This is a genomic window from Rhizorhabdus wittichii (assembly GCF_017607425.1).
Lineage (GTDB): Bacteria > Pseudomonadota > Alphaproteobacteria > Sphingomonadales > Sphingomonadaceae > Rhizorhabdus > Rhizorhabdus wittichii.
This window is the reverse complement of sequence record NZ_CP059319.1, coordinates 3,907,153-3,922,280: the sequence shown is the minus strand read 5'-3', so window position 1 is coordinate 3,922,280 and position 15,128 is coordinate 3,907,153. Positions and strand designations below refer to the sequence as shown.

Here is a 15,128-nt window from a genome sequence, read left to right as displayed (position 1 = left end):
GCTTCCTTCCGAACCTCAGGGGCGCCGTCAGTGGCTGACGCCGGGTCGCGGGGTTTCCATGATCTCGGTCAGCACCCCGCCCATGTCGCGCGGGTGGACGAAGAAGATCAGCGTGCCGTGCGCGCCGATGCGCGGCTCGCCCAGCACGCGCGCGCCCTTGCCCTCGAACCAGGCCTTGGCGGCGTGGATGTCGGGCACTTCATAGCAGATATGGTGCTGGCCGCCCTCGGGATTCTTGGCGATGAAGCCCGCGATCGGGGAGGATTCGCCGAGCGGCTCGATCAGCTCGATCTGGCTGTTCGGCGTGTCGACGAAGCAGACCTTCACGCCCTGCGCGGGCAGGTCGAACGGCTCGCGGATCACCTCGGCGCCCATCACGTCGCGGTAGAAGGCGATGCTCTTCTCGATCGACGGGGTGGCGACCCCGACATGGTTGAGCCGGCCGAGCTTCATGCGCAGCGCTCCACCACCATGGCGATGCCCTGGCCGCCGCCGATGCACATGGTGATCAGGCCGTAGCGGCCGCCGATGCGCTCCAGTTCGTAGACGGTCTTGACGGTCAGGATCGCGCCGGTCGCGCCGACCGGATGGCCGAGCGCGACGCCCGATCCGTTCGGGTTGACCTTGTCGGGATCGAAGCCCAGCTCCTGCGCCACCGCGCAGGCCTGCGCGGCGAACGCCTCGTTGGCCTCGATCACGTCGATGTCGGCCAGGGTCAGGCCGGCGCGCTCCAGCGCGATCGGCACCGCCTTGACCGGGCCGATGCCCATATAGAGCGGCTCGACCCCGGCATGGCCCCAGCTCAGGATCTTCGCGAGCGGCTTCAGGCCCTTGGCGTCGACCGCCTTCTTCGTCGCCAGCACGACCATCGCCGCGCCGTCGTTGATGCCGCTGGCATTGGCGGCGGTGACGGTGCCGTCCTTCTTGAAGACCGGACGCAGCTTGGCCAGCTCCTCGGCCGAGACGTCGCCGCGGACATGCTCGTCGGTGTCGAAGGCGACGACGCCCTTGCGGGTCTTCACCTCGACCGGGACGATCTGCGCCTTGAAGCGGCCCTCGGCGATCGCCCTGGCGGCGCGCTGGTGGCCCTGCAGCGCCAGCGCGTCCTGCGCCTCGCGGGTGATCTGGTAGCGTTCGGCGACATTCTCGGCGGTGATGCCCATATGGACCTTGTCGAACGGATCGCTCAGCGCCTCGATCAGACCGTCGGTCATCTCGACATTGCCCATCTTGGTGCCCCAGCGCGCGCCCTTCACGACATGGGGGACGCGGCTCATCACCTCGGCGCCGCCGGCGAGGACGATGTCCGACTCGCCCAGCACCATCGCCTTGGCGCCGGTGACGATCGCCTCGACGCCCGAACCGCACAGCCGGTTGAGGGTCAGCGCCGGCGTCTCGATCGGCACGCCCGCGGTCACGCCGACCATGCGCGCCAGATAGGCGTCGCGCGGTTCGGTCGGCATCACCTGGCCCATCACCACATTCTGCACGTCGCCGGGTTCGAGCCCGGCGCGCTCCAGCGCCGCCCTGGCGACGATCACGCCGAGGTCGGCCGGGGGAACGTCCTTCAGCGCGCCGCCGAAATCGGCGATCGCGGTCCGCGCGGCGCCGACGATGTAGATGTCTTCCATTCCACTCACTCCATGCCCCGCTGCCGGGAAAGATGCTTCATCGGAACCGTCTTCTCGTCATTCCCGCTTTCGCGGGAATGACGGGTGAAAAGACCTCACAAGGGAATGTTGTCGTGCTTCTTCCAGGGATTCTCGAGGCTCTTGTTGCGCAGCTTGCGCAGGCCGAGCGCGATCCGCCGGCGGGTCGAGTGCGGCATGATCACCTCGTCGATGAAGCCCTTCGACGCCGCCACGAACGGGTTGGCGAAGCGGTCCTCATATTCCCTGGTGCGCTCGGCGATCTTCGCGGCGTCGCCGATGTCCTTGCGGAAGATGATCTCGACCGCGCCCTTGGCGCCCATCACCGCGATCTCGGCGGTCGGCCAGGCATAGTTGAGGTCGCCGCGCAGATGCTTCGACGCCATCACGTCATAGGCGCCGCCATAGGCCTTGCGGGTGATGACGGTGATCTTCGGGACGGTCGCCTCGCCATAGGCGAACAGCAGCTTGGCGCCATGCTTGATGATGCCGTTATGCTCCTGCGCGGTGCCGGGCAGGAAGCCGGGCACGTCGACGAAGGTGACGATCGGGATGTCGAACGCGTCGCAGAAGCGGACGAAGCGCGCCGCCTTCTTCGACGAGTTGATGTCGAGACAGCCGGCCAGCACCATCGGCTGGTTGGCGACGATGCCGACCGGGCGGCCCTCGATCCGGCCGAAGCCGATCACGATATTGCCGGCATGGTTCGGCTGCACCTCGAAGAAGTCGCCCTCGTCGACGACCTTCGCGATCAGCTCCTTCATGTCGTAGGGCTTGGTCGCGCTGTCGGGGATCAGCGTGTCGAGGCTCGGCTCGGCGCGGTCCCAGGGGTCGTCGGTCGGCCGCTCGGGCAGGTCGTGCCGGTTCGACAGCGGCAGGAAGTCGACGAACTCGCGCACCGACAGCAGCGCCTCGATGTCGTTGTCGAAGGCGTTGTCCGCGACCGAGGTCTTGGTGGTGTGGGTGACGGCGCCGCCCAGCTCCTCCTGCGTCACCACCTCGTTGGTGACGGTCTTGACCACGTCGGGGCCGGTGACGAACATGAACGAGCTGTCCTTCACCATGAAGATGAAGTCGGTCATCGCCGGCGAATAGACCGCGCCGCCCGCGCAGGGGCCCATGATCACGCTGATCTGCGGGATCACGCCCGACGCCAGGATGTTGCGCTGGAACACCTCGGCATAGCCGCCCAGCGAGGCGACGCCCTCCTGGATGCGGGCGCCGCCCGAATCGTTGAGGCCGATCACCGGCGCGCCGACCTTCATCGCCATGTCCATGATCTTGCAGATCTTCTGCGCGTGCCGTTCCGACAGCGCGCCGCCATAGACGGTGAAGTCCTGGCTGAAGACGAAGACGAGGCGGCCGTTGACCGTGCCCGATCCGGTGACGACGCCGTCGCCGGGGATATGCTCGGCCTCCATGCCGAAATCGGTGCAGTTGTGCTCGACATACATGTCGAGCTCCTCGAAGCTGTCGGCGTCGAGCAGCACCTCGATGCGCTCGCGGGCGGTCAGCTTGCCCTTGCGGTGCTGCGCCTCGATGCGCTTCTCGCCGCCGCCCAGCCGCGCCGCCGCGCGCTTCTCCTCGAGCTTCTGCAGGATCGCCAGCATAGGACCATAGGCTCCTTGGGATTCTTGAATGCGGCCCCCTTTTCAAGCTTTGCGCGATAAGGCAAATGTGAACTTGCGGACTTGCGAAGTTCCTATTTGCAAAATTTGCGGGACTCTGTTTCACTCGGAGGCGACGAGGAGGCCCCGGCATGGCGCGACGCACCGGCACCAGATTGTTCGCGGGGCACGAGCTGCGCGCGCTGCGGCAGCGGGTCGGGCTCGGCCAGGCGGCGATGGCGGCGCGGGTCGGGCTGTCGGTCTCCTATCTGTCGCAGCTCGAGAATGACGACCGGCCGATCACCCCTGCGGTGGGGGAGGCGTTCGCCAAGGCCTTCCCGATCGACTGGAACCGCGACACCGCCGGCGACGCCGAGCGGCGGCTGGCGACGCTGCGCGAGGCGTTCGCCGACCCGCTGTTCGCCAATGCCGAGGTCGGGCCGCAGATGCTCCACCGCATGGTCGAGCAGCAGCCGGTCTTCGCCGACCAGTTCGTCCGCCTCCACGATGCCTGGCGCCGGGCCGAGGAACGGCTCCAGCTCGTCGACGACCGGATCGCCAGCGGCGTGCCCGGCGACGACCGGCTGCCGTGGGAGGAGGTGCGCGACTGGTTCCACGAGGAGGGCAATTATGTCGACGCGATCGACCGCGCCGCCGAGGCGCTGGCCGACGATCTCGACGCCGAGCCGCTGCCCGAGGCGCTGATCGCGCATGCGCTCAAGCGGCGCCACGGGGTCGACATCGTCACCGCGGCCGACGACGGCGGCGGCATGCTGCGCCGCTTCGATCCAGGGCGCGGGCTGCTGACGATCGGATCGGCGCAGCCGCCCGAGACGCGCCGCTTCATGATGGCGCACCAGCTCGTCCAGCTCGACCTGCGCAGCGAGATCGCCTCGGTCGCCGCCGAGGCGCGCTTTCGCGCGGCGGAGGCCTTCCCGCTGCTGTCGGTCGGCCTCGCCAACTATGCGGCGGGGGCGCTGCTGATGCCCTATCGCCGCTTCCGCGACACCGCGCGCGGGCTGCGCCACGACATCGACCGGCTGTGCCAGCGCTTCGGGGTCAGCTTCGAGCAGGCCTGCCATCGGCTGTCGACGCTCCAGCGCCCGGCCGAGCGCGGCATCCCCTTCTTCTTCTGCCGGGTCGACATGGCGGGCAACATCACCAAGCGCCATTCGGCGACGCGGCTGCAATTCGCCCGCTTCGGCGGCGCCTGCCCGCTGTGGATCGTCCACGAGGCGGTGGCGATCCCCGACCGCATCCTCGTCCAGCTCGCCGAGATGCCCGACGGGGTGCGCTACGTCCAGATGGCGAAGGGGCTGGTCAAGCCGTCGGGCAGCTTCACCCGCGCGCCGCGCCGCTTCGCCGTCGCCTTGGGCTGCGAGGTCGAGCATGCCCGCGACTTCATCTATGCCGACGCGCTCGATCTCGGCAATCCGGGGGCGGTCACGCCGATCGGCATCTCGTGCCGGCTGTGCCCGCGCGAGCATTGCGACCAGCGCGCCTTCCCGCCGGCCGGCCGGCCGATCGAGGTCGACGCCGACCGCCGCGACGTGGTGCCCTATCGGCTGAGCTAGGGAACGGCTATATCCTGTCGGCAGGACAGGGGGAGAGGACCAGACCATGCGACCCGTCACCCGTGCGATCGTAACCGCCACCGCCCTGTCGGGCTCGCTTGACCTGCTCAGCGCCTTCGCGTTCAGCGCGGTCAAGGGCGTCGGCCCGCTCCGCGTGCTGCAGGGCGTCGCCGCCGGGCCGTTCGGCGATCCGATGATCCAGGGATCGAGCGTGCCGGTCGCGCTCGCCGGGCTGATCGTCCATTATGCGCTGATGACGGTGATGGTGGCCGTCTTCATGATCGCCGCGCGCCTGCTGCCCTTCATCCTCCGGCGGCCGCTGCTATGGGGCACCGTCTACGGGCTCGGCCTCTATCTGGTGATGTACTGGATCGTCCTGCCGCTGCGCTGGCCCGAACTGTTCCCGCGCACCGGCGCCTGGGACGTCGGCAACGCGCTCTTCTCCCACCTGATCTGCGTCGGCCTGCCGATGGGGTGGGTGGCCGATCGGGTGCTGCGGAAAGAGGTGTAGGCGCTCCGACCCTTCTTGGTCATCCCGGCGGAGGCCGGGATCTCAGGAGAGAAGCGCTACCGAGTTCTCCCGAGATTCCGGCCTCCGCCGGAATGACGATCCTTTCTACCCCGCCACCGGCAGCTTCACCGCACCGTCCTCGTCGCGTTCCAGCGGGCCGTAGGCGACCAGGCTGTCGAGCGTCAGCACGTCATAGAGATGCGGGAACAGCGCGCCGCCGCGCGACGGCTCCCAGCGCAGCGCGTCGCCGAACGCCGAGAGGTCGACCGCGGCGACGAACAGCCCGTCCCGTCCCGCGAAATGCTTCGCGACGGTCGCGTCGAGCTGGGCCGCGGTCGACAGGTGGATATAGCCGTCGGCCAGGTCGACCGGCGCGCCGGCGAAACGGCCATCGGCTTCGAGCCGGGCCATCTCGTCGGCGAGCAGCACCTTGTAGGCGATCTGGTCGGCCATGGTGGGTCCTTCCTTGCTCAGAAGCTCGGGACCGGGGTCTCGCCCGAATAGTCGTAGAAGCCCTTGCCGGTCTTGCGGCCGAGCCAGCCGGCCTCGACCAGCTTCGACAGGATCGGGGCGGGGCGATATTTGGGATCGCCGAAATCGGACTGAAGCACGCGCAGCACCTCGATCAGCGTGTCGAGGCCGATCATGTCGGCCAGGGTCAGCGGGCCCATCGGATGGCCGAGGCCCAGCTTCACGCCCGCGTCGATGTCGGGGATCGAGGCGAGCCGCTCGCCCACCGCGAAGAAGGCCTCGTTGAGCAGCGGCAGCAGGATGCGGTTGACGACGAAGCCCGGGCTGTCGGCGGCGAGGATCGTCGTCTTGCCGGTGCGGCGGCCGAATTCCTCGGCGGCCTCGACCGCTTCGGGGCTGGTGGCGAGGCCCTTGATCAGCTCGAGCAGCGGCATCAGCGGCACCGGGTTGAAGAAGTGCATGCCGATGAAGCGCGCCGGATCGGTCGACGCCTGGGCCAGCCGGGTGATCGAGATCGACGAGGTGTTGGTGGCGAGGATCGCGTGGGGGGCGAGCACCTTGCCGATCGTCTCGAAGATGGTGCGCTTGACCGCCTCGCGCTCGGTCGCGGCCTCGATGATCAGGTCGGCGGCGCGCATCGCCGACAGGTCGCCGACCGGCTCGATCAGGTCGACGGCGGCATCGCGCTTGCCGGCGTCGAGCTTGCCGCGCTCGACCGCCTTGTCGAGCAGCTTGACGATCCCGGCCTTGCCCTTGGCGGCGACGTCGACCGACACGTCCGACAGCAGCACCTTCAACCCCGCCTGGGCCGCGATCTGCGCGATCCCCGCGCCCATCTGCCCCGCCCCGACGACTCCGATGATGTCCATGCTGTTCCCTCCGACGACTCTCTTCGGGGCCGCCTGTTATCGGGCGGCGGGCGCGGCCGCAATCTCCGCGTCCCATTCGGCGGCGACGGCCTCGTCCTTTTCACAGGCCAGGCGCGCCGCCCGCTCGGCGGCGAAACCGGCGGGATCGAGCCGGCCGAGCGCCCAGACGGCGGCGCCGCGCACCACCGGCGCGGGATCGTCGAGCAGCGCCACGACCGGCGGCAGCAGCGCCGCCATTCCGCTGTTGCCGGCGGCGACCAGCGCGTTGCGCAGCATCCGGTCGCGTCCGATCCGCTTGATCGGCGATCCCGCGAACACCGCGCGGAAGCCGGCATCGTCGAGGCCGAGCAGGTCCTCCAGCTCGGGCGCGGCGAGCTCGGCGCGCGCGGAGAAGGCGCGGTTGGCGGCGGCGGCCTCGGCGAACTTGTTCCACGGGCAGACCGCCAGGCAATCGTCGCAGCCATAGATGCGGTTGCCGATCGGCGCGCGGAACTCGGCCGGGATCGGCCCCTTATGCTCGATCGTCAGATAGGAGATACAGCGCCGCGCATCGACGACATAGGGGCGCGGGAAGGCGTCGGTCGGGCAGGCGGCCTGGCAGGCGGAGCAGCTGCCGCAGCGATCGTCGTGCGGATCGTCGGGGGGCAGGTCGAGGCTGGTCATGATCGCGCCGAGGAACAGCCAGCTGCCATGCTCGCGCGAGACGAGGTTGCTGTGCTTGCCCTGCCAGCCGATCCCGGCCGCCGCCGACAGCGGCTTCTCCATCACCGGCGCGGTGTCGACGAACACTTTCAGCGCGCCGCCCGCCCGGTCGACCAGCCAGCGGGCGAGATGCTTGAGCGCCTTCTTGACGACGTCGTGATAGTCGGTGCCCTGCGCATAGACCGAGATGCGGCCGATGCCGGGCGCGTCGGCCAGCCGCATCGGGTCCTCGCGCGGGGCGTAGCTCATGCCGAGCATGATCAGGCTGCGCGCCTCGGGCCACAACCCCTGCGGCCGCGCCCGCTCGCCCTTGCGCGCCTCCATCCACTCCATCGACCCATGCGCGCCCGTCGCCAGCCACTGGTCGAGCCGGGCCGCGCTCTCGGGCGCGGCGTCGGCGCGCGCGAAGCCGCAGGTCGCGAAGCCGAGCTTCAGCGCCTCGTCGCGGATCGCCTCGCGCAGGGAGATGGGGTCGTCGGTCATTCCCGGCGAATCTAGAGGGGTCGCGGGCAAAACCAAAGCTCCTCCCTTTTTCGTCATGCGGAACTTGTTTCAGCATGACGGTTTTCAGGATGGCGCGTCCCGGTCGTAACCATCGCCAAGGTTGCCGCGTATCTTCTCCGTCACCACATGACAGCGGAAGGAGCAGGGTGATGACGGTCGATCGACGCACATTGCTGGGCGCGGGCATGGCGGCCGCGGTGACGGCGATCATCGCCGGCCGGGCCTTCTCGGCGCCGAAGCGGGCCTATGCCTTCACGCTCAGCGACGCCGAATGGCGCAAGCGGCTGAGCCCGCTCGCCTATGCCGTGCTCCGCGAGGAGGCGACCGAGCGCGCCTTCACCAGCCCGCTGAACAAGGAGCACCGCGCCGGCACCTTCCTGTGCGCGGGCTGCGCGCTGCCGCTGTTCAGCTCGGCGACCAAGTTCGACAGCGGCACCGGCTGGCCCAGCTTCTGGCGGCCGCTGCCGCGCGCGGTCGACACCAGCACCGATTACAAGATCGGCGTGCCGCGCAGCGCGGTGAGCTGCCATCGCTGCGGCGGCCATCTCGGCCATGTCTTCGACGACGGCCCGCCGCCGACCGGCCAGCGCTACTGCATGAACGGCGCGGCGCTGACGTTCGTGGCGAAGGGCTGAGGCTCTCTCACCTCGTCTCGTCATTCCAGCGAAAGCTGGAATCTCCCTTCTTTATGTCCTCATCGCCGCAGCGGAAAAGGCAGGGAGATCCCGGCTTTCGCCGGGATGACGATCCAAATATCGGATGACGGGGAGACAAAGAAAAAGCCCGGCCTCCCCGTGGGGAGGCCGGGCCTTTCGTTTCGCCGAAGCGCCTCGCTCAGCCGAGCGGGGTGAGGTTCACCGCCGCGTACTTGCCGCGACGATCGACCTCCAGCTCGAACTCGAGCCGGTCGCCTTCGTTGAGGTTGGTCATGCCGGCGCGTTCGACCGCCGAGATGTGCACGAAGGCATCGGGCTGTCCGTCGTCGCGCTGGATGAAGCCGAAGCCCTTCATCGCGTTGAAGAACTTGACCGTGCCGCTCGCCTTCTCACCGGTGAGCTGACGGGCCGGGCCGCCGGCGCCGCCGGCAGCCGCCGGGCGCGGACCGCGATCCTCGACCGGGAGCGGCTCGCCCTCGATCTTGAGGTCGGTCGCCGAGACGCGGCCGCCGCGATCGACGAGCGTGAACTCGAGCGGCTGGCCTTCGGCGAGGCCGGTGAGGCCCGCCTGCTCGACCGCCGAGATGTGCACGAACACGTCCTCGCCGCCATCGTCACGGACGATGAAGCCGAAGCCCTTCTGGCCGTTGAAGAATTTGACGACGCCCTTGCCTTCGCCGATCACCTGGGCAGGCATGCCGCCGCGACCGCCGCCGCCGCCGAAGCCGCCACCACCGCCGCCGCCACGGAAACCGCCGCCGCCGCCACCGCCGAAGCGATCGCCGCCGCCGCCATAACCACCGCCGCCACCGCCGCCGAAGCGATCGCCGCCGCCGCCGTAACCGCCGCCGCCGCCGAAACGGTCACCGCCGAAACCGCCACCACTATAGCCGCCGTAACTTTCGTCACCGAAGCCGTCGCGCTTGTCCCTGCCGCCGCCGCGCGGACCGCGCTTACCTCTATCGAAACCCATGCCTTGCAGTTCTTCCCGAATCTCGCCCCATGCATCGAAAGGACGGGGCACCGGGCGTGGGTCCATCATCCTTCCGGCGCGCAAAAATCAGACGCGCCAAACAAAAGACATAAAGCAAATATTTCCGGTGGGCGAGCGCTTTCATGGTCCTGTACGGGCCCTGAACGCGTCGATCGGGTGGAATCGACCGCCGGAATGAGCATGTAACCGTATTTTCTCACGGCTCCGAAGCGCCGCGCCACCTTGATTCGCGCCGGGACCGGTCCCACTCCTTTCCGAGTCGCGGCCGATCGATTCAACCCGGCGATGCGGCCGCCCCTCCCTCCCGAAGGACGTCATGCCCGAGATCGCCGCCATCTTCGCCGACCCCGCCAACTGGGCCGCGCTCGCCGCGCTGGTCACGATGGAGGTGGTGCTGGGCATCGACAACCTCATCTTCATCTCGATCCTGACCAACCGCCTGCCCGAGGCGCAGCGGCCCCGCGCGCGGATGATCGGCATCGGCCTGGCGCTCGGCCTGCGGCTGGTGCTGCTCAGCCTGATCGCCTTCATCGTCACGCTGACCCGCCCGATCGCGGAGCTGTTCGGCCAGCCGCTGTCGTGGCGCGACATCATCCTGATCGCGGGCGGGCTGTTCCTCGTCTGGAAGGCGACCAAGGAGATCCACCACAGCGTCGACCAGGACGACGAGGGCGAGATGTTCGACGCCAGGCGCGCCGGGCTCGGCTTCGGCGCGGCGATCGTCCAGATCATCCTGCTCGACCTGGTCTTCTCGATCGACTCGATCATCACCGCGGTCGGCATGACCGACCATGTCCCGATCATGTTCGTCGCGGTGATCGCGGCGGTCGCGGCGATGATGACCGCCGCCGGCCCGCTGTCGCGCTTCATCGAGCGCAACCCGACGATCGTGATGCTGGCGCTCGCCTTCCTGTTCATGATCGGCATGACGCTGATCGCCGAGGGCTTCGGCGTGCATGTGCCGAAGGGCTATATCTACGCCGCCATGGCCTTCTCCGCCGCGGTCGAGGCGCTCAACATGATCCAGCGCAACGCCCGGCGGCGGAAGGCCGGGTGAGTCTCCGGGCTCCTTTCCCGGATCGGGCTTATGGATTGCCCTCGGCCCGGCCGGGCTTTATGGCGGCGCGATGACAGTCCATCTCCATCAGGAAGACCTGCCCGCCGACGCGCTCGGCCCCGGCCCGGTCGCGGTCGACACCGAGACGATGGGGCTGATCACCCCGCGCGACCGGCTCTGCCTCGTCCAGATCTCCGACGGGCGCGGCGACGAGCATCTCGTCCGCTTCGCCCCCGGCAGCGACTATGCCGCGCCGAACCTGCGCGCGGTGCTCGCCGATCCGGCCCGGCTCAAGCTCTACCATTTCGCGCGCTTCGACCTGGCGGCGATCAGGCATTATATCGGGGTGATGGCCGCGCCGGTCTATTGCACCAAGACGGCGTCGCGGCTGATCCGCACCTATACCGACCGCCACGGCCTCAAGGAGCTGGTGCGCGAGCTGCTCGGCCAGGAGGTGTCGAAGCAGCAGCAATCGTCCGACTGGGGCGCGCCCGACCTGTCCGAGGCGCAGAAGGACTATGCCGCGTCCGACGTCCGCTATCTCCACGCGATGCGGACGATCCTCGACGAGCGGCTGGCGCGCGAGGGACGGACCGCGCTGGCGCAGGCCTGCTTCGACTTCCTGCCCGCCCGCGCCGAGCTCGACCTCGCCGGCTGGCCGGAGATCGACATCTTCGCGCATGTTTGATGTCGTGCGACATGGTCCGCTATAGCGGACCCGGCACCGGCCCGCGCCCGCAGCCAGCGCCAGCTCTGGGCGGCCAGCGGCAGCAGCCACGACCGGGTGATCGCGATCCTGCGGATCGTGCTGCCGGTCGCGATCGGCGTGCTCGTCGTGCTGCTCGCGCTCGCGCCGCTGACGGTCGGGCGCGACATCAGCTTCGTCCTGTCGAAGGACCGGGTCGAGGTGGCGCGCGAACGGATGCGGGTGACCGCCGCCACCTATCGCGGCCAGGATTCGAAGGGCCAGCCCTTCCAGCTCACCGCCGGCTCGGCGGTGCAGGCCACCTCGCGCGATCCGGTGGTGCGGCTCCAGAAGCTCGCCGCCGAGATCCAGCTTCCCGAGGGGCCGGCGAAGATCGTCGCCGGGCACGGCCGCTACGACATGGACAGCGAGAAGGTCGCGGTCGACGGGCCGGTCCACCTGCGCTCGGCCGACGGCTACAACATCGAGACCCGCGATGTCGGCATCGACCTCAAGACCCGCCAGGTCGCGAGCCAGGGCCCGGTCGACGGCCGGATGAACATCGGCACCTTCTCCGGCGACCGCTTCACCGCCGATCTCAACAAGCGGATCGTCGTGCTCGAAGGCCGAGCCCGCTTGCATATCGATCAGCGACAGGCCAAGGCAGCGCCCAAGCCCCAGGCCGGGGCGAGAGTCGGCGCGAAGGTCGGAGGGCAGCGGTGATGGGGCGTGCGGTGCTGGCGAAATCGCTGCTGATCGCGGTGCTGGCCGGGACGGCCGGGCTGGCCGGCGCGCAGACCGTCAACGCGCTCAAGCAGCATGATTCGAGCGCGCCGGTCGACTTCGCCGCCGACCGGATCGAGCTGCAGGACCGCGTCGACCGCGCGGTGCTGACCGGCAATGTCGACGTCAAGCAGGGCGACATGCGGCTGCGCTCGGCCCGGCTGACGATCGCCTACACCTCCGCCGCCCAGACCGAGGTGACGCGGATGGATGCGTCGGGCGGGGTCGTGCTGACCACCTCGACCGAGAATGCCCGCTCGCAATATGCGATCTACGACCTGCGCACCCGGCTGGTGACGATGATCGGCGACGTCGTCATCGTCCGCGCCGGCAAGGGCGAGACGCGCGGCAACCGCCTCGTCCTCAACCTCAACAGCGGCGCCGCGTCGCTCGAGGGCGGCGGGGCCGGCGGGCGAGTGACCGGCCGCTTCACGCCCCCGCCGCGCAAGACGGGTAGCTGAGTCCGGGGCCTCCGTCCGGCCCGGCATCGGCGGATCGTCTCATTTCGGCAACTCGCCGCCCCCAAAAAGGCCATGCACGAAGCTTGCCAGTTTCCATGGGCGGCGGCTTTCGCTAACTAGCGCCGGATAATATCGACTGCGGGAAACGCCCAGCCATGAACGACACCGCCACGCTCGAACGCCCCGCCGGTCCCGACGGCACCGGTGCCGTGCGCGGCCTGTCGGTCGTGTCGATCGCCAAGACCTACGACAAGCGGCAGGTGCTGACCGACATCTCGCTCGACGTCGCGCGCGGGGAGGTGGTCGGCCTGCTCGGCCCCAACGGCGCGGGCAAGACGACCTGCTTCTATTCGGTGATGGGGCTGGTCAAGCCCGACGCGGGCCGCATCCTGCTCGACGGCGACGACATCACCACCCTGCCGATGTACCGCCGCGCGATCCTCGGCCTCGGCTATCTGCCGCAGGAGACCTCGATCTTCCGCGGCCTGACGGTCAGCCAGAACATCATGGCGGTGCTCGAGCTGGTCGAGCCCGACAAGGCGCAGCGCACCCAGCGGCTCGATTCGCTGCTCGGCGAATTCCACCTCGACCATCTCCGCGATTCGGCGGCGATGGCGCTGTCGGGCGGCGAGCGGCGGCGCTGCGAGATCGCCCGCGCGCTGGCCGCCGACCCGTCGATCATGCTGCTCGACGAGCCGTTCGCCGGGATCGACCCGATCTCGATCTCCGACATCCGCGAGCTGGTCCGCGACCTCAAGCGCCGCGACATCGGCGTGCTGATCACCGACCATAATGTTCGCGAGACGCTCGACATCGTCGACCGCGCCTGCATCATCTACGACGGCAAGGTGCTGTTCCAGGGCAGCCCCGCCGCGCTGGTCGCCGACCCGAATGTCCGCCGTCTCTATCTGGGCGAGGGCTTCTCGCTCTGAGCGCGATGCGGCGCTTCCCCATCCCGGCCGCGTAGCCATGGCGCTCGGTCCCCGCCTCGACCTTCGGCAGAGCCAGTCGCTGGTGATGACGCCGCAGCTCCAGCAGGCGATCAAGCTGCTGGCGCTGTCCAACCTCGAGGTCGAGGCGTTCATCGCCGAGGAGATCGAGAAGAACCCGCTGCTCGAAACCGGTGGCGGCGAGGGGGGCGATCGCGCCGATCCGCCCGGCGCCGACGAGGCCTTCGATGGAGACGGTCTTGACGGGGACGGCCTCCGCAGCGACGGCTTCGACGAGGATGGCCCGACCGCCGACCGGCTGGTCGAGGCCGGCGACGCGCTCGCCGACGCGCCGCTCGACGTCGACTATGCGGCCGAGACCTTCCACCATGACAGCGCTGCCGACAGCCCGCGCGGCATGGACGGCAGCCTGGGGATGGAGGGCGTCGCCGGCGGCGGTTCCGAGGAAGGGCGCGGGCTCGACGACTATGCGGCGGCGACGCTCTCGCTTCACGACCATCTGACCGCGCAGGCGGGCGAGCTGCTCGACGGGTTCGAGCTGGCGATCGCCGCGCGGATCATCGACCTGATCGACGAGGCCGGCTATTTCGAGGGCCAGACCTTCGAGATCGCCCAGGCGCTCGACGTGCCGCTGTTCCATGTCGAACGCGTGCTCGGGGTGATCCAGGCGCTCGACCCGACCGGGGTCGGCGCCCGCTCGCTCGCCGAATGCATCGCGCTCCAGGCGAAGGAGGCCGATCGCTACGACCCGGCGATGGCCAAGCTGATCGACAATCTCGATCTGCTCGCGCGCGGCGCGATCCCGCAGCTCCGCCGGCTGTGCGGGGTCGACGAGGAGGACATGGCGGACATGATCCGCGAGCTGCGCGACTATGATCCCAAGCCCGGCCTGCGCTTCGGCGGCGAGCCGCCCGCGCCGGTCACCCCCGACATCTTCGTCCGGCGCACCGCCGACGGCTGGGCGATCGAGCTCAACGCGGCGACGCTGCCGCGGCTGATCGTCAACCGGGCCTATTATGCCGAGCTGTCGAGCGGGCCGCAGGACAAGGGCAGCAAGGCGTGGCTCGGCGAATGCCTCGCCTCGGCCAACTGGCTGGTCAAGGCGCTCGACCAGCGCGCGCGGACGATCGTCCGGGTCGCGCGCGAGATCGTCAAGCAGCAGGAGGCCTTCTTCCTCCACGGCGTCGAGCATCTCCGCCCGCTGACGCTGAAGGCGGTGGCCGACGCGATCGGCATGCACGAATCGACGATCAGCCGGGTCACCTCGAACAAATATCTGATGGGCGAGCGCGGGCTGCACGAGCTCAAATATTTCTTCACCAGCGGGGTCGCGGCGGCCGACGGCGGCGACGCGGTCTCGGCCGAGGCCGTGAAGAGCCAGATCGCCAAGCTGATCGCCGCCGAGGGCGACGACATCTTGTCCGACGACAAGCTGGTCGAGCTGCTCAAGGACAAGGGCTTCGACCTCGCCCGCCGCACCGTCGCCAAATATCGCGAGGCGATCGGCCTGGGCTCGTCGGTCCAGCGCCGGCGGCAGCGGGCGATGAAGGCGGCGTAACCACATCCCCCTCCCTTTCAAGGGAGGGGATAGGGGTGGGTAACGGAGACGAGGGGCTCGACACCCCTCGTCGGAGTTCTACGGGATGATCGAGCAA

General features: G+C 69.1%; 16 protein-coding genes. 9 read left to right on the top strand and 7 right to left on the bottom strand.

Going from position 1 to position 15,128, the window contains the following annotated elements:
• Positions 1-27 precede the first annotated feature (27 nt).
• From mce to HRJ34_RS18780, 3 genes are all read right to left on the bottom strand, one after another.
• Positions 28-453 (bottom strand): methylmalonyl-CoA epimerase, encoded by a 426-nt coding sequence (gene mce, locus HRJ34_RS18790; protein WP_016744996.1) that lies wholly within the window; start codon positions 451-453, stop codon positions 28-30.
• The gene (gene bktB / locus HRJ34_RS18785) at positions 450-1,631 is read right to left on the bottom strand and encodes a beta-ketothiolase BktB (protein WP_208632109.1); all 1,182 of its coding nucleotides are present in this window, start codon (positions 1,629-1,631) and stop codon (positions 450-452) included. The genes mce and bktB overlap by 4 nt, the downstream gene beginning before the upstream one ends.
• A 95-nt stretch (positions 1,632-1,726) precedes the next feature.
• Positions 1,727-3,259, bottom strand: coding sequence for an acyl-CoA carboxylase subunit beta (locus HRJ34_RS18780; RefSeq protein WP_012049096.1), 1,533 nt, complete (start codon positions 3,257-3,259; stop codon positions 1,727-1,729).
• Between the two features lie 149 nt (positions 3,260-3,408).
• On the opposite strand from HRJ34_RS18780, the gene HRJ34_RS18775 reads away from it, so the two are divergent.
• Together HRJ34_RS18775 and HRJ34_RS18770 are read left to right on the top strand one after the other, a co-directional pair.
• Positions 3,409-4,830, top strand: coding sequence for a helix-turn-helix domain-containing protein (locus HRJ34_RS18775; protein WP_012049097.1), 1,422 nt, complete (start codon positions 3,409-3,411; stop codon positions 4,828-4,830).
• Between the two features lie 46 nt (positions 4,831-4,876).
• Entirely contained in the window at positions 4,877-5,341 is a 465-nt protein-coding gene (locus HRJ34_RS18770) for a hypothetical protein (protein WP_012049098.1), read from the top strand.
• A gap of 105 nt (positions 5,342-5,446) precedes the next feature.
• Here the strand turns inward: HRJ34_RS18770 and HRJ34_RS18765 are convergent, their stop codons facing one another.
• The 3 genes from HRJ34_RS18765 to queG are packed head-to-tail and all read right to left on the bottom strand — an operon-like array spanning position 5,447 to position 7,866.
• Complete coding sequence (locus HRJ34_RS18765) at positions 5,447-5,794, bottom strand: DUF952 domain-containing protein (protein WP_012049099.1); 348 nt, start codon at positions 5,792-5,794, stop codon at positions 5,447-5,449.
• 17 nt (positions 5,795-5,811) lie between these two features.
• Complete coding sequence (locus HRJ34_RS18760) at positions 5,812-6,681, bottom strand: 3-hydroxyacyl-CoA dehydrogenase family protein (RefSeq protein WP_012049100.1); 870 nt, start codon at positions 6,679-6,681, stop codon at positions 5,812-5,814.
• A gap of 36 nt (positions 6,682-6,717) precedes the next feature.
• Complete coding sequence (queG, locus tag HRJ34_RS18755) at positions 6,718-7,866, bottom strand: tRNA epoxyqueuosine(34) reductase QueG (RefSeq protein ID WP_208632108.1); 1,149 nt, start codon at positions 7,864-7,866, stop codon at positions 6,718-6,720.
• Between the two features lie 170 nt (positions 7,867-8,036).
• Here queG and msrB point away from each other — a divergent pair, with 170 nt between their 5' ends.
• Complete coding sequence (msrB, locus tag HRJ34_RS18750) at positions 8,037-8,522, top strand: peptide-methionine (R)-S-oxide reductase MsrB (RefSeq protein WP_012049102.1); 486 nt, start codon at positions 8,037-8,039, stop codon at positions 8,520-8,522.
• A 199-nt stretch (positions 8,523-8,721) separates the two neighbouring features.
• On the opposite strand, the gene HRJ34_RS29570 is transcribed toward msrB, so the two are convergent.
• Positions 8,722-9,516, bottom strand: coding sequence for a cold-shock protein (locus HRJ34_RS29570; protein ID WP_030092122.1), 795 nt, complete (start codon positions 9,514-9,516; stop codon positions 8,722-8,724).
• 337 nt (positions 9,517-9,853) lie between these two features.
• Here HRJ34_RS29570 and HRJ34_RS18740 point away from each other — a divergent pair, with 337 nt between their 5' ends.
• From HRJ34_RS18740 to rpoN, 6 genes are all read left to right on the top strand, one after another.
• A complete protein-coding gene (locus HRJ34_RS18740; RefSeq protein WP_012049104.1) occupies positions 9,854-10,594 on the top strand; it encodes a TerC family protein in 741 nt (246 codons plus the stop codon).
• 70 nt (positions 10,595-10,664) lie between these two features.
• Positions 10,665-11,282, top strand: coding sequence for a ribonuclease D (locus tag HRJ34_RS18735; RefSeq protein ID WP_012049105.1), 618 nt, complete (start codon positions 10,665-10,667; stop codon positions 11,280-11,282).
• A 96-nt stretch (positions 11,283-11,378) separates the two neighbouring features.
• Positions 11,379-12,002, top strand: a complete 624-nt coding sequence (gene lptC / locus HRJ34_RS18730; RefSeq protein WP_226948855.1) for an LPS export ABC transporter periplasmic protein LptC — start codon at positions 11,379-11,381, stop codon at positions 12,000-12,002.
• Positions 12,002-12,523 carry an LptA/OstA family protein gene (locus HRJ34_RS18725; RefSeq protein WP_012049107.1) on the top strand — a complete coding sequence of 174 codons (522 nt, stop codon included), beginning with the start codon at positions 12,002-12,004 and terminating at the stop codon, positions 12,521-12,523. The genes lptC and HRJ34_RS18725 overlap by 1 nt, the downstream gene beginning before the upstream one ends.
• A gap of 155 nt (positions 12,524-12,678) precedes the next feature.
• Entirely contained in the window at positions 12,679-13,455 is a 777-nt protein-coding gene (gene lptB / locus HRJ34_RS18720) for an LPS export ABC transporter ATP-binding protein (RefSeq protein ID WP_012049108.1), read from the top strand.
• A gap of 37 nt (positions 13,456-13,492) precedes the next feature.
• Positions 13,493-15,031, top strand: a complete 1,539-nt coding sequence (gene rpoN / locus HRJ34_RS18715) for an RNA polymerase factor sigma-54 (RefSeq protein ID WP_208632107.1) — start codon at positions 13,493-13,495, stop codon at positions 15,029-15,031.
• The last annotated feature ends 97 nt before the right edge of the window (positions 15,032-15,128 follow it).

Coding starts and splice junctions, on each gene's coding strand:
- HRJ34_RS18765 (WP_012049099.1), bottom strand. CDS start 5,794: ATGGCCGACCAGATCGCCTACAAGGTGCTGCTCGCCGACGAGATGGCC.
- msrB (WP_012049102.1), top strand. CDS start 8,037: ATGACGGTCGATCGACGCACATTGCTGGGCGCGGGCATGGCGGCCGCG.
- bktB (WP_208632109.1), bottom strand. CDS start 1,631: ATGGAAGACATCTACATCGTCGGCGCCGCGCGGACCGCGATCGCCGAT.
- HRJ34_RS18740 (WP_012049104.1), top strand. CDS start 9,854: ATGCCCGAGATCGCCGCCATCTTCGCCGACCCCGCCAACTGGGCCGCG.
- HRJ34_RS18760 (WP_012049100.1), bottom strand. CDS start 6,681: ATGGACATCATCGGAGTCGTCGGGGCGGGGCAGATGGGCGCGGGGATC.
- HRJ34_RS18770 (WP_012049098.1), top strand. CDS start 4,877: ATGCGACCCGTCACCCGTGCGATCGTAACCGCCACCGCCCTGTCGGGC.
- HRJ34_RS18735 (WP_012049105.1), top strand. CDS start 10,665: ATGACAGTCCATCTCCATCAGGAAGACCTGCCCGCCGACGCGCTCGGC.
- lptB (WP_012049108.1), top strand. CDS start 12,679: ATGAACGACACCGCCACGCTCGAACGCCCCGCCGGTCCCGACGGCACC.
- queG (WP_208632108.1), bottom strand. CDS start 7,866: ATGACCGACGACCCCATCTCCCTGCGCGAGGCGATCCGCGACGAGGCG.
- HRJ34_RS29570 (WP_030092122.1), bottom strand. CDS start 9,516: ATGGGTTTCGATAGAGGTAAGCGCGGTCCGCGCGGCGGCGGCAGGGAC.
- rpoN (WP_208632107.1), top strand. CDS start 13,493: ATGGCGCTCGGTCCCCGCCTCGACCTTCGGCAGAGCCAGTCGCTGGTG.
- HRJ34_RS18775 (WP_012049097.1), top strand. CDS start 3,409: ATGGCGCGACGCACCGGCACCAGATTGTTCGCGGGGCACGAGCTGCGC.
- mce (WP_016744996.1), bottom strand. CDS start 453: ATGAAGCTCGGCCGGCTCAACCATGTCGGGGTCGCCACCCCGTCGATC.
- HRJ34_RS18725 (WP_012049107.1), top strand. CDS start 12,002: ATGGGGCGTGCGGTGCTGGCGAAATCGCTGCTGATCGCGGTGCTGGCC.
- HRJ34_RS18780 (WP_012049096.1), bottom strand. CDS start 3,259: ATGCTGGCGATCCTGCAGAAGCTCGAGGAGAAGCGCGCGGCGGCGCGG.